At 73.1% G+C, this 12,877-nt stretch carries 12 protein-coding genes and 1 pseudogene; 11 read left to right on the forward strand and 2 right to left on the reverse strand.

The features are described 5' to 3' along the window. Positions 1-45: 45 nt before the first annotated feature. The 8 genes and pseudogenes from ACFV4N_RS01865 (at position 46) to ACFV4N_RS01900 (ending at position 5,498) form a co-directional block, all read left to right on the forward strand. On the forward strand, positions 46-612 hold the full coding sequence (locus ACFV4N_RS01865) for a hypothetical protein (protein ID WP_499670594.1): 567 nt from the start codon (positions 46-48) through the stop codon (positions 610-612). Next, positions 602-1,723 (forward strand): annotated as a pseudogene (locus tag ACFV4N_RS01870) (TadA family conjugal transfer-associated ATPase); the annotation flags it as partial. The gene ACFV4N_RS01865 and the pseudogene ACFV4N_RS01870, both read left to right, overlap by 11 nt. A gap of 497 nt (positions 1,724-2,220) precedes the next feature. After that, positions 2,221-2,796 carry a type II secretion system F family protein gene (locus ACFV4N_RS01875; RefSeq protein ID WP_499670595.1) on the forward strand — a complete coding sequence of 192 codons (576 nt, stop codon included), beginning with the start codon at positions 2,221-2,223 and terminating at the stop codon, positions 2,794-2,796. Continuing rightward, positions 2,793-3,341: a type II secretion system F family protein gene (locus ACFV4N_RS01880; RefSeq protein ID WP_499670596.1), complete on the forward strand. Its 549-nt coding sequence runs from the start codon at positions 2,793-2,795 to the stop codon at positions 3,339-3,341. The genes ACFV4N_RS01875 and ACFV4N_RS01880 overlap by 4 nt, the downstream gene beginning before the upstream one ends. A gap of 45 nt (positions 3,342-3,386) precedes the next feature. Continuing rightward, positions 3,387-3,545 (forward strand): DUF4244 domain-containing protein, encoded by a 159-nt coding sequence (locus ACFV4N_RS01885; protein ID WP_499670597.1) that lies wholly within the window; start codon positions 3,387-3,389, stop codon positions 3,543-3,545. A 401-nt stretch (positions 3,546-3,946) separates the two neighbouring features. Then, the gene (locus tag ACFV4N_RS01890) at positions 3,947-4,279 is read left to right on the forward strand and encodes a TadE family type IV pilus minor pilin (RefSeq protein WP_499670598.1); all 333 of its coding nucleotides are present in this window, start codon (positions 3,947-3,949) and stop codon (positions 4,277-4,279) included. Next, positions 4,257-4,643, forward strand: coding sequence for an Rv3654c family TadE-like protein (locus tag ACFV4N_RS01895; protein ID WP_499670599.1), 387 nt, complete (start codon positions 4,257-4,259; stop codon positions 4,641-4,643). Before ACFV4N_RS01890 ends, ACFV4N_RS01895 begins: the two co-directional genes overlap by 23 nt. Before the next feature lie 264 nt (positions 4,644-4,907). After that, positions 4,908-5,498 carry a bifunctional DNA primase/polymerase gene (locus tag ACFV4N_RS01900; protein WP_499670600.1) on the forward strand — a complete coding sequence of 197 codons (591 nt, stop codon included), beginning with the start codon at positions 4,908-4,910 and terminating at the stop codon, positions 5,496-5,498. Here the strand turns inward: ACFV4N_RS01900 and ACFV4N_RS01905 are convergent. Further along, positions 5,468-7,855, reverse strand: a complete 2,388-nt coding sequence (locus ACFV4N_RS01905) for a DEAD/DEAH box helicase (RefSeq protein ID WP_499670688.1) — start codon at positions 7,853-7,855, stop codon at positions 5,468-5,470. The genes ACFV4N_RS01900 and ACFV4N_RS01905 overlap by 31 nt on opposite strands. A gap of 387 nt (positions 7,856-8,242) precedes the next feature. Here ACFV4N_RS01905 and ACFV4N_RS01910 point away from each other — a divergent pair, with 387 nt between their 5' ends. Both ACFV4N_RS01910 and ACFV4N_RS01915 read left to right on the forward strand, forming a co-directional pair. Continuing rightward, complete coding sequence (locus ACFV4N_RS01910; RefSeq protein WP_499670601.1) at positions 8,243-10,546, forward strand: sodium-translocating pyrophosphatase; 2,304 nt, start codon at positions 8,243-8,245, stop codon at positions 10,544-10,546. A gap of 181 nt (positions 10,547-10,727) precedes the next feature. Further along, a complete protein-coding gene (locus ACFV4N_RS01915; protein WP_499670602.1) occupies positions 10,728-11,300 on the forward strand; it encodes a hypothetical protein in 573 nt (190 codons plus the stop codon). A gap of 55 nt (positions 11,301-11,355) precedes the next feature. On the opposite strand, the gene ACFV4N_RS01920 is transcribed toward ACFV4N_RS01915, so the two are convergent. Next, a complete protein-coding gene (locus tag ACFV4N_RS01920; RefSeq protein WP_499670603.1) occupies positions 11,356-11,676 on the reverse strand; it encodes a hypothetical protein in 321 nt (106 codons plus the stop codon). Between the two features lie 10 nt (positions 11,677-11,686). Between ACFV4N_RS01920 and ACFV4N_RS01925 the strand changes: the two genes are divergently transcribed. Next, positions 11,687-12,154 (forward strand): hypothetical protein, encoded by a 468-nt coding sequence (locus ACFV4N_RS01925; RefSeq protein ID WP_499670604.1) that lies wholly within the window; start codon positions 11,687-11,689, stop codon positions 12,152-12,154. Positions 12,155-12,877: the final 723 nt, after the last annotated feature.

The raw sequence follows: 12,877 nt of genomic DNA on the forward strand, positions 1-12,877 counted from the left end.
CCCCTGCACCGCCCGCGCCCGGGTTTCCGCACCTGCCGCCCGCACGTGCCGCCGGACGAGGGGTTCGCGGTGCCGCCGTTCTCCCGGGCCCCGATAGAGGACCGCTTCGCACGGCTCGTGCGCCCAACGGTGTTCGGCCGGTCTACACCGGACAACGCCGTTTCACCGCACGGCACTGCCTTCGCCCCACCGACGCGTTCGCGGCGCACGGCCTTCGCCGAGGACCAGGCCGACGACTTGGTTGACGGCCTGGCCGACGGCTTTGCCGGTGACTTGGCCGACGGCTTGGCCGGTGACTTGGCCGACGGCTTGGCCGGTGACTTGGTTGACGGCCGGGCCCGCGACTTGGCTGATGGCCTGGCTGACGGCCGGGCCGGGGACCTGGCTGACGAGCTGGCCGGCAATGGCGTGCCGCCACAGGGAGGTGCGTGCGCCCCGCCGGCGCGTTCGGCCCTGGCCGGTGATCCGGCCGGCAGCGGCGTTCCGCCGCACGGTGCCGCGTCCGCCCCACCGACGCGTTCCCGGCGCAAAGCCCTCCCCGCCCTTCCGGTTGATAACGGCGTTTCCGTTGTGTCGCAACGAAACCACCCCTCGGGAGCGGATCATGGCTGACCTGGTGGAACGCGTCCGCCAACGCCTGGCCAACGGCCCCGCCGACCTCACCTCCGCCTCCGTCGCGGCGGCGGTGCGCGGCGAGGCGGGCGGCGTGCTCGGCGACGAGGACGTCCGGCGGGCGCTCGCCGTGCTGCGGCAGGAGTTCGTCGGCGCAGGCCCGCTGGAACCGCTCCTGCGCGACCCGGGCACCACCGACGTCCTGGTCACCGCACCCGACCAGGTGTGGGTGGACGGCGTCGAGGGGCTGCGCCGCACCGGCGTCACGTTCCCCGACGAGCCCTCCGTCCGCAGGCTCGCCCAGCGGCTGGCGGTGGCGGCGGGCCGCCGGCTGGACGACGCCGCGCCGTACGTGGACGGCTGGCTGCCCGGCTCGGTCCGGCTGCACGCGGTGCTGCCGCCCATCACGCCAACCACCTGCCTGTCGCTGCGCGTCCTCCGCCCGGCAGCGCACGACCTGGCGACCCTGGGCGCGAAGGGCACGTTCAGCCCCGAGATCGCCGAACTGCTCCGGGCGATCGTGGTGAGCAGGCAGGCGTTCCTCGTGGTCGGCGGAACGGGCTCGGGCAAGACCACCCTGCTCGCCGCCCTCCTCGGCTGCGTGCCGCACCACGAACGCCTGGTCTGCGTGGAAGACGCCGGCGAACTCGAGCCCGGCCACCCGCAGTTCGTCCGCCTGCTGGCCCGGGGCCCGAACATCGAGGGCGCGGGCGAGGTGACGATGCGCGACCTGGTCCGTCAGGCACTGCGGATGCGCCCGGACCGGATCGTCGTGGGAGAGGTGCGCGGCCCGGAGGTGTGCGACCTCCTGTCCGCCCTCAACACCGGCCACGACGGCGGGGCGGGCACCCTGCACGCCAACTCACCGGCCGAGGTCCCCGCCAGGCTGGAGGCGCTGGCAGCCCTCGGCGGCCTGGACCGGCACGCGCTGCACAGCCAACTGGCCGCAGCGGTCAAGGTCGTGCTCCACGTGCGCCGCGCGACGGACGGCACCCGGCACCTCGCGGAGATCGGCGTGCTGCACCGCCGTGACGGAGACCTGGCAGTCGAGCCGGCCTGGCGCCGCGACACCGGCTGGCACGAGGCTGCCGCCACCCTGAGGAGCCTGGTGAACTGGCCGAAACCGCACTCGACGAAGCCACCGGCCGGCCGAACATCACCAGCTGGCCGAACACCACCGGCCGGATCGACGCCCCCGGCGAGTAGGGGGCTGCCGACCGGCACGCCACTGCTGAGCAGCAGGGCATCACCGCCCGGTGTGGCGTTGCGATCCGGTGGGGCACCGTCGCCCGGAGCCGCCGGAGCCGCCGGAGCCGCCGGAGCCGCCGGAGCCGCCGGAGCCGCCGGAGCTGCCGGAGCTGCCGGAGCTGCCGGAGCCGCGGTCGGGGCGAGGTCCGAGGCGGGTGCGCCATGAGCTTGCTGTTGCTGTTGCTGGCCGCTGCGGTCCTGGTTTACCCATCACCATCAGCGAGGCGGCGGTTGGCGCTGCTCCGGGGGCGGCCGACTCGCCGCCGGCGCCTTCCGACGCCCGGTCAGCCGGTCGTGGTGGTGGCGGGGGCGGTCGTTGGTCTTCTCGCTGGGGTCGGGGGTGCGATCGCGGGCGCGTTGTTGGCGGCCACCGCTTGGCACTACCGCCGCGAGACGGCGCGCCGGCACGTGCGGCTCCGGGCTTCCGCCGCGCTGGCCGAGGGCCTGAAAGCCTTCGCGGCCGAGTTGCGCACGGGTGCGCACCCGGCCGGGGCGGCCGCCTGCGCCGCCGAGGACTCGGAGCCGCCCGCCACCGAGGTCTTGCGCGCCATCGCCGCCGCGTCCGCCCGGGGTGGGGACGTGGAGGTGGCGCTGGCGGACTTCCCCGATGCCCGTCACCTGGCGCGGGCGTGGCGGTTGGCCGTGGACCACGGCGTGCCGCTGGCCGACGTGCTGGAGGCGGTTCGCCGGGACCTGGACCGGCGCGTGACGTTCACCAGGCAGGTCCAGGCCCGCATGGCGGGGCCGCGCACCAGCGCCGCCGTCCTGGCCGGTCTGCCGCTGCTGGGCGTCCTGCTGGGTGAGCTGACCGGCGCGGGGCCGCTCTCGGTGCTGACCGGTAGCGCGGCGGGGCAGGCGCTCCTCGTCGTCGGGGTGCTGCTGATCTGCGCGGGTCTGCGCTGGAGCGGCCGGCTGACCGGGCAGGTGGTCGCATGAGCCTGTTCCTGCTCGCCTTGGCGCTGCTCGTGTTCCCGCCGCCCCGGAAGGCCGCGTCGAGGCTCAAACCACCCCGCGCCCGCCCGCGCGCGCTGAAACCCGTCCCACCGGACCCGCTCGCGGCGGCGGCCACGTGGGACCTGCTCGCCGCGGCGCTCCGGGCGGGGCTGCCCGTGGCCAGGGCCGTGCACGCCGTGCGGTCAGGCGTGCCGCCCGGTCCGGCCGAACGCCTGCGCGAGGTCGGCGACCTCCTCGCCCTGGGCGCGGACCCGGTGACGGCGTGGGCCAAGGCCCTGGGCCACCCCGACGTCGCACCGCTGGCACGGGCGGCCCGCCGCACGGCTCGCTCCGGCGCGGCCCTGGCGAGCGCGGCAGCGGACCTCGCCGCCGAGGCGCGGGCGAAGGTGTCCGACCAGGCCGAGGCCCGCGCCCAACGGGCGGCGGTCCTGGTCGCGGGACCGCTGGCGCTGTGCTTCCTGCCCGCCTTCCTGTGCCTCGGGGTGCTGCCGGTGGTGATGGGGCTGCTCGATGGAGTGGGCGAGTGACGTGGGCGAGTGACGGAGATTGTCCATTGTGGATGGAGGACGACGATGTTGTGGGACGACAGGGGAACGGTGACGGTGGAGTACTCGCTCTGCCTGCTCGCCGCCGCGGCACTGGCCACGGTCCTGCTGGTCGCTTTGAAGGGTGACTGGGTGGTCGGGCTGGTCCAGGGAATGCTGGAACGAGCCTTCGAGGTGAACGCATGAGGACCGGCTGCGCGGCGGATCGGGGGACCCCGGCTGTTGGAGGGGAGCGCCGGGAGGAGCGACGACTCGACCGGATCCGTGCCGGGCCGATCCCAGTCGGGCCGATCCCAGTCGGGCCGATCCCCGCCCGACCGATTCCAGGCCGGCCCGTCCTGCCGGCGGTAGGGGGCGGTGGGCGCGCTGCGGCGAGCGGCGGGCCACAGGTCGGAGGAGCGGGGAGGCCATGGCCCGGCTCGCCGGTGCCGAGAGGTCGGCTGCGGTGGCGGTCGCAGTCGCGGCGGTGGTGTTCGCGCTCGTGGTGGCGGTCGCGGTCGGAGTCGCGGTGGTGCTCGCGGTGGTGGCTGCTGCGCTCGCGGTGGTGGTCGCGGTGGTGGTGGTTGCCGCGCGGGGACCGGGGTGCGGTGACCGTCGAGGCGGCGGTCGCGATGTGCGGGTTGGTCGTCGTGCTCGTGCTCGGCGCGACGGCGGTGATGGCGGTCGTCGGGCAGCTCCGGTGCACCGATGCGGCCCGGGAGGCGGCTCGGCTCGTCGCTCGCGGGGAGGAGGGGCGCGTCGGCGGTGTGGTGGAGGCGATCGCCCCGGCAGGTGCGCGGGTGGCGGTTCGGCGGGAGGGCGACGGGGTGTGGGTCGAGGTCGTCGTGGCGCGGTTGGGCGTGGAGTTGCGCGCCCGCGCGTACGCGGTCGTGGAGCCGGGGGTGGCGGGTGAGCGGGGTGCGGAGGTGGTGGGTCGGTGACGACCGCGGGACGGCTTCGGTCCTCGCGGTCGCGGTGGCGGGGGTGTGGTTCGGGCTCGTCCTGGTCGGGGTGCACGTCGGGGCGGCGGTGGTGGATCGGCACCGGGTGGCCGCCGCCGCCGACCTCGCGGCGCTGGCCGCCGCCGGGCACCTGGTGTCCGGGGTCCGTGCCGCTTGCGGGCGGGCCGAGTTGGTGGTCGGGCGGATGGGCGGTCGGTTGGCCGGGTGCGAGGTGGACGGGTGGGAGGTGAGCGTCCTGGTGGTCGGCGAGCCGTCGGTGGGTGGTGGGGCTCGGCTTTTCGGCGGTGCTCCGCTGTTCGGCGCGCCGAGCGCGCGGGCGCGGGCAGGTCCGGCTGAAGGATGAACCCCTGCCCACGCGACGAGCGGTCGTTCGTCGGCGGTGAACGGGCACACCGGGCCGCAGATTCGCGGCCTCGCGGTCCGTGGGCGGTTCCCGCGCTGTTCTGCCGCTCGTCCGCTGTTGTTTCGCTCGCCGTGCCGAATCGACCAGTTGTCGACTGGCGGTTACCAGAACCGCCGGTCATGTCGTTAGTTCAAGTGGCGACACCGACGCGGTGTCGAGGAACACCAGACGCGGTGTCGCGGGCTCACAGGAGGCGAACGGACGATGGAGTGGTCGGATAGCTGGCGCGGGGCCTTCCGCATCGAGCTGCGCGCGGAGGCGGTCAACCTCGCGTGGCACGGGTGGTCTGTGCTGCCGGGCACCTATCCGGCGGGTGAGCGGTGGGCCGGGCGCGACGGCGTCGAGGACCTGGGCCCGGTGCCCGTCCACGACGACTGGCAGGACCGCATCGGCACCCGCGCGGACCAGGTCGCCACCTGGTGGACCGGCCGGTCCTACAGCATCCTGCTGGCCACCGGGCACGGCGTGGACGCCGTCGAGGTCGACGCCGACCTCGGTCGCCGGGCGGCGGTCGCCCTGCGCGCCACCGGGATCCCCGTCCCGATCGTGGCCACGCCCTCCGGGCGCTGGATGTTCCTCGTCGCCTCCGGCGGCGCGCTGATCGCCGACCCCGGCGTCACGCACCGCGCCCAGGGCGAGTACGTCCCGCTGCCCCCGAGCCCGGCCCACCACGGCGTCGTCCACTGGCGGGTCAAGCCCCAGATCTGCGCCTGGCAGCTGCCGCACGCGAGCGTCGTGCACGAGGCACTGCTGAGCGCGCCGAGCTACGACCTGGTCGCCGCCGACCGGTCGTGATCACCGTGGCCGTGCCGGACGTCGCCGGGGTCTACCCCGACCGCCCCGATCACGACGTCCAGCACGGCCACCCCGCCCGCCTTGTCCAGCGGATCGTTGCCATTCCCGCACTTCGGCGACTGAACGCAGGACGGGCACCCGGCCGGACACGCGCAAGCAGCGATGGCCTCCCTAGTAGCGACCAACCACGGGACGACCGCGTCGAAACCGCGGTCGGCGAACCCGGCACCGCCCGGATGACCGTCGTGCACGAACACCGTCGCCTCCCCGGTGTCCTGGTGCAGAGCGGTCGAGACACCACCGATGTCCCAGCGGTCGCAGGTCGCGAAGAGCGGTAGCAGGCCGATCGCCGCGTGTTCGGCGGCGTGCAGTGCGCCGGGGACGAGCGCCGGAGCCAGACCGGCGCCCCCCGGCGCACTGCCCAACAACCCGGCCGACACCGAGTACCAGACCGCCCGCGTCACCAGCGTCTGCGGCGGCAGGTCCAGCGGCACCGAGTCGAGCACCTGGCCGGACGGCAGCTTCCGCAGGTAGCCGACCACCTGCGAGGTCACCTCGACCTCGCCCAGGCACACCCGCACCCCCGGGAACTCGCGCTCCTCCAGCACCCGCACCACCGAGATGTCCTTGGTGTCCCGCGCGGTGGTCGACCACTCGGGCCGCTCCGCGCGCACGAGCGCGATGCCGGTCTCCAGGTCCAGCTGGTCCACCACGTACGACTCGCCCTGGTGCAGGTAGACCGCGCCGGGGTGCACCGTCCAGTGCGCCGAGCCGGGGTCCACCGTGCCGAGCATCCGGCCCGAGTCCGCCTCCACCACCACGACCTGCTCGCCGCCGGAACCCCGGATGTCGACGTCGGCGTGCGGCCGGTCGTGCGACGTCCAGTACCAGCCGTTGGGCCGTTTGCGCAGGACGCGGTCGGCCGTCAGGCCCTCGACGACCGCGAGCGCCGCGTCGCCGCCGAAGTCCGCCAGCGACTCCGGGGTGAGGGGCAGCTCCGCCGCGGCGCACGCGAGGTGCGGCGCGAGGACGTACGGGTTCGTCGGGTCCAGGACCGTGGCCTCGACCGGCTTGTGCAGCACGGCGGACGGGTTGTGGACCAGGTAGGTGTCCAGCGGGTCGTCCCGGGCCACGAACACGACCAGGGCGTCCGAGTCGCCGGTCCGGCCGGCGCGGCCCGCCTGCTGCCAGAACGAGGCCAGCGTGCCCGGGAAGCCCGCCACCACGACGGCGTCCAGGCCGACGATGTCCACGCCCAGCTCCAGGGCGTTCGTGGTGGCCAGCCCCAGCAGCTCGCCCGACGACACCGCCCGCTCCAGCGCCCGCCGCTCCTCCGGCAGGTAACCGCCGCGGTAGGCGGCGACCCGGCCCGCCAGCTCCGGGTCGACCTCCGACAGCAGGCGCCGCGCGCCGATCGCGGTCAGCTCGGCGCCGACGCGGGAGCGCACGAACGCCAGCGAGCGGGCGCCCTCCACGGTCAGGTCGGCCAGGATGCGCGACGTCTCCGCGCCCGCCGACCGGCGCACCGGCGCACCGTTCTCGCCTTCGAGGTCGTCGAGCAGCGGCGGTTCCCACAGGGCGACCGTGCGGCCGGCGCGCGGCGAGCCGTCCTCGGTGACGGCGGCGACGTCCACGCCGAGCAGCGCCCGCGCCGACGCGGCCGGGTCCGCGACCGTGGCCGAGGCGAGCACGAAGGTCGGGTTCGCGCCGTACCGCGCGGCCACCCGGCGCAGCCGGCGCAGCAGCAGCGCCACGTGCGAGCCGAAGACCCCGCGGTAGGTGTGGCACTCGTCGACCACCACGCAGGTCAGCCGGCGCAGGAACCGGATCCACCGGGCGTGGTTGGGTAGCACGCCGCGGTGCAGCATGTCGGGGTTGCTGAACACCCAGTTCGCGTGCGCCCTCACCCAATCGCGCTCGGCGATGGGCGTGTCGCCGTCGAACGACGCCGCGCGCACACCGGGAACCCGTAGTTCCTCCACCGACCGCAGCTGGTCCGCGCCGAGCGCCTTGGTGGGGGACAGGTAGAGGGCGGTCGCCTTCGGGTCGGTCGTCAGCACGCTGAGCACCGGGAGCTGGTAGGCCAGCGACTTGCCCGACGCGGTGCCGGTCGCGACCACGACGTGCTCGCCGGCCCACGCGCGGTCGGCGGCCTCGACCTGGTGCCGCCACGGCTGGGTCACACCCCGCTCGACCAGGGCGGACGTGACGGCCTCCGGCACCCAGGACGGCCACGGCGCGTGCCTGGCGGGGCGGGGCGGCAGGTCTTCGGTGTGCGTCAGCGGCGATTCCCCGGTCGGCACGCCGGCGAGGACCCGGTCCAGCAAACGACGTCCCTGCTCCGCCACGCCCGGCAGCTTCGCACACCGGTGTTCCGGGTGGTCATAGCGCACTCGGGGGAGTGAGGAAGGGGCGGGGTGGTGAGTGGGTCCGGGGGTGGTCGGGAGTGCGGTTCGGAGTGGGCCGGCCGGTGCGGGATTCGCGTGGTGGTGGCCGGTTTTGCGTGGTGTGTTCACAGGGTGTTCGGGTACTTCGCGGGGGCGCTTCGCTTCCTGTGTGGATAACGGTGTGTGTACGGATCGACGCGCGCCGTTGCCCTGTTGCGCGCTATGAATAGACTCCGCCGCTATCGCATCCAATGAGGGATGCATCACGTTGTGACGAGGGCGACAGTCATGAAAGTGACCGGCCTCACATCAGCGCGATGGCCCTCATCGGGCCAGAAAAACTCACCAGGAGGACGGATGTCCCGGCAATTCCTCGCGGAGGGCTTGGAGCTCTCCGGGGGTGATCGCGGCCTCGTCGCCGTGGTCGCCGTGGTCGCGCTGGCCGCCCTGGCCGTCGGGTACGTGCTGCTCCGGGAGGTGCTGGCCGCGGGCCAGGGCACCCCGAAGATGCAGGACATCGCCAAGGCGGTCCAAGAGGGCGCGGCGGCCTACCTCAACCGGCAGTTCCGCACGCTCGGCATCTTCGTGGTCGTCGTGTTCGTGCTGCTGTTCGCGCTCCCCGCCGAAGACATCGGGGAACGCATCGGCAGGTCGCTGTTCTTCATCGTCGGCGCCGTGTTCTCGGCGATCATCGGCTACCTCGGCATGTGGCTGTCGACTCGCGCGAACGTGCGCGTCGCCGCCGCGGCCAAGGAAGCGGGCGGCCGTGAGAAGGCCATGCGGGTCGCGTTCCGCACCGGTGGCGTGGTCGGCATGTTCACCGTCGGCCTCGGCCTGTTCGGCGCGGCGGTGGTCGTGCTGGTCTACGCCGGCCAGGCGCCGAAGGTGCTGGAGGGCTTCGGCTTCGGCGCGGCGCTGCTCGCCATGTTCATGCGGGTCGGCGGCGGCATCTTCACCAAGGCCGCCGACGTCGGCGCCGACCTGGTCGGCAAGGTCGAGCAGAACATCCCCGAGGACGACCCGCGCAACGCCGCGACCATCGCGGACAACGTGGGCGACAACGTCGGCGACTGCGCGGGCATGGCGGCCGACCTGTTCGAGTCCTACGCGGTGACGCTGGTGGCGTCGCTGATCCTGGGCACGGCCGCGTTCGGCGCGCAGGGTTTGCTGTTCCCGCTGATCGTGCCCGCGATCGGCGTGTTCACCGCGGTCATCGGCGTCTACATCACGAGGGCGCGCGTCGGCGAGAACGGCCTGTCGGCGATCAACCGCTCGTTCTACATCTCGGCGCTCATCTCCGCGGTGCTGTGCACGGTGGCGGCGTTCGTCTACCTGCCCTCGTCCTTCGCGGCGCTGGACGGCGTGCCCGAGGCGGTGGCCTCGACCGGCGGCAACCCGCAGTTCATCGCGGCCGTGGCCGTCATCATCGGCATCGTGCTGGCCGGCGTCATCCTGTGGCTGACCGGCTACTTCACCGGCACCGAGAACAAGCCGGTCAAGGAGGTCGGGCGCACCTCGCTGACCGGCGCGGCGACGGTCATCCTGTCGGGCATCTCGGTCGGCTTCGAGTCCGCCGTCTACACGGCGCTGGTCATCGGCGGCGCGGTCTACGGCGCGTTCCTGCTGTCCGGGTCCGTGGTGGTGGCGCTGTTCGCGGTGGCGCTGGCCGGCTGCGGCCTGCTGACCACGGTGGGCGTCATCGTGGCCATGGACACCTTCGGCCCCGTGTCCGACAACGCGCAGGGCATCGCGGAGATGTCCGGCGACGTGGACGGCGAGGGCGCGCAGATCCTGACCGAGCTGGACGCGGTGGGCAACACCACCAAGGCCATCACCAAGGGCATCGCGATCGCCACGGCCGTGCTGGCCGCGACCGCGCTGTTCGGCTCCTACAAGGACGCGATCTCGCAGGCGCTGGCCGACGTGTCGGTCGGGCTGGACGAGGTGCCGGTCTCGTTCTCCAACCTGGTGTCCGACCCGAACGTGCTGGTCGGCGTGGTGATCGGCGCGGCCGTGGTGTTCATGTTCTCCGGCCTGGCCGTGAACGCGGTGACGCGGGCGGCCGGTGCGATCGTGTTCGAGGTGCGGCGGCAGTTCCGGGACAACCCCGGGATCATGGACGGGACCGTGAAGCCGGAGTACGGCAGGGTCGTGGACATCTGCACGCGCGACTCGCTGCGCGAGCTGGCCACCCCCGGGTTGCTGGCGGTCATGGCCCCGATCGCGGTCGGGTTCGGGCTGGGCGTCGGGCCGCTGGCCGGGTACCTGGCGGGCGCGATCGCCACGGGCACGCTGATGGCGGTGTTCCTGGCCAACTCCGGTGGCGCCTGGGACAACGCGAAGAAGCTGGTCGAGGACGGCAACCACGGCGGCAAGGGGTCGGACGCGCACGCGGCGACCGTCATCGGCGACACGGTGGGCGACCCGTTCAAGGACACCGCCGGGCCGGCGATCAACCCGCTGATCAAGGTGATGAACCTGGTGTCGGTGCTGATCGCGCCGGCGATCGTGACCTACTCGGTGGGGGCGGACGCCTCGGCCGGGGTGCGGTACGCGATCGCGGGGGTGGCCGCGGTGGTCATCGTGGCGGCGGTCGTAGTGTCGAAGCGGCGCGGGACGGCGATCGCGGACGCGCCGGCGGAGGCCACCACCTCGGCGTGAGCCTGGTGTTGGGTTGAGCCGGGTGCTCGGTTGAGCTGGGTGTTCGGTTGGTCGAGGGGCGGGGTGCCCGGTGTGGGCGTCCCGCCCCTTTCGCGTTGGTGGGGCAGACTGGGGGTGAGTGAGAAGCCGGAGCCCTGGGGCGAGAGCCGGAGCCCCGGGGCGAGAGGTTGGGAGTGCCCTGATGAGGTTTGTTCCGCTGGTGGCCGCGGTGCTGGTGGTTGCCGGGTGCGGGTCAGGGGGTGACTCCACCGCGCCGTCGTCGTCCGCGTCGCCGGGGGACGAGGCGGCGGTGGCGTACATGGACAAGGTGTGCACGGCGGCTTCCGCGTTCGTGACGACCCCGAAGACGCCGCCCCAGCTCGACGGGGGCGACCCGGCGAAGCTGAAGGCCGACATGGCCGCGTACATGGGCCAGATGGCCGACGCGTTCACCCGGACGGCCGGTCAGCTGAGGGAGGTCGGGCCCTCGCCCGTGGCGGGTGGGGACGAGCAGGTCGAGCGGATGGCGGTCACATTCACCGACATCGCGAAGAACTTCGGTGACGCGAAGGCGGCGCTGGAGGCGGCCGACGCGAACGACCCGGTGGGCGGGTTGCAGGCCGCCGGTGAGGCCATCACGCGGTTGGACTCGTTCGTGGAGCCGCTGAAGCAGTTGGAGGCGTCGCCGGAGCTGGGGGCGGCTGCCGAGAAGGCCGACGCCTGCCAGTCGTTGCGCACGTTGACGCCGCCGGAGAGCGCCGCGCCGACCACGTGAGACCTGCCTGACCACGTGAGAGGCCTACCTCGTTGGGGTGAGGTGGGGGCCTGGGTTACATGAGCGCCTGTTCGTGGGTACCTGTGCGGCGGGCGGTGTCGGCGGGCTCGGTCGATGCTTTGGTCGATACCTCGGTCGATGCCCTCGGGCTGTAGCAGGTGTCGTGTAAGCGCGGTGTGGGGGCGTAGTAGGTTGCGGCCTCTAACTTCACCCTATTGGGGGCAATTGTGAAGAGTGCTCTGAAGCGCCGCGCTGCGGTCGCCGGTGTGCTGTCGGCGGCCTTGGTGACCGCCGCTTGCGGCGGTGGCAGCGGGTCTTCGGCATCGGGCTCGAGCTCGACGACGGCGGCGACGACCACCACCACGGCGGCGGCCAACGCCGACCCGGTGGAGTGGGCCGGCACGTTCTGCGAGGGCATCGGGCCCACGGTCGAGGGCGTGATGAACCTGCTCAAGACCATGTTCGAAGGCGGCGCCGAGGACCCGGCGGTGCAGAAGAAGGCGCTGCTGGACTACAGCGGGCCGGCCGGCAAGTCGCTGACCGACGCCGGCGAGAAGCTCGAGGAGATGGGCGCGCCGTCGGCGGACGCCCAGGAGCTGCACGACGAGGTGGTCAAGTTCTTCAACGACTCCGGGGAGACGTTGACGCAGGTCAACGAGGAGTTGGCGGCGCTGGACCCGAACGACCCCGAGTTCGCCACCAAGCTGGAGCAGCTGGGTGGGGACCAGGCCGACCCCTCGAAGCTGCAGGAGCAGGTGAAGAAGCTCCAGGACGACCCGGAGCTGGGTGAGGCGTTCAAGAAGGCCCCGCAGTGCGTGGAGATGACGGAGATGCTCCAGTCGCTGGGCAGCTGAGGTCTCAGGCGGCTGGTTTCGGCGGGGTTTTCGAACGCCGGTGGTTGCGAAGGCCTCGATTTGACATGGGGCCCTTACGAGTACCGGAGGCAGGCCGCAGCCGGCAGGCACGGCGGGGAAGAGCGTCCCGCCGAGCCTGCCGGCTCCGACCAGCCTATGGCACTCGAACCCATGTCAAATCGGGGCCGCCGGCCGCCGCCGGTCCCGCTCCTCCCGCGTGTCCTCCGGTCGGACATCGCGTGTCCTCCGGTCAGACATCGCGAGTTGTCCGGTCGGGCATCGCGAGTCGTCCGGTCGGATCCCGCGTGTCATGCGTTCAGACCTCGCGAGTCGTACGTTCGGGGCCGGTGAGTCGTACGTTCAGGTCCGGTGAGTCGTACGTTCAGGTCCGGTGAGTCGTACGTTCGGGGCCGGTGAGTTGTGCGTTCGGGGGCCTGTGACTGGTGGGGCTGGTGTGGTTCAGCCCTTCGGAGACTGGTGGGGGTCGAACGTGTGTTCTACGCTGCTTGGCCGTGGGGCAACTGTCCTTCTTCTCGGCCGAGGCTCGCCAGCCTTGTGTCGGTGACCTGGCGGGTCTGTTGTGCGGGCCCGGTCAGGCGCTGGGGTTCGCCCGGGGGCGGGCGGCTCGGGTTTCGGTGGGGGTGGACACCGAGGTTCGGGGGCGGACCGTCGTGGCGGCGTTGGCCGAGCGGGGGGTTGAGGCCCGGGTCGAGGTCGGGGACG

The sequence above is a fragment of the Actinosynnema sp. NPDC059797 genome, assembly GCF_042732085.1.
Taxonomy (GTDB): domain Bacteria; phylum Actinomycetota; class Actinomycetes; order Mycobacteriales; family Pseudonocardiaceae; genus Actinosynnema.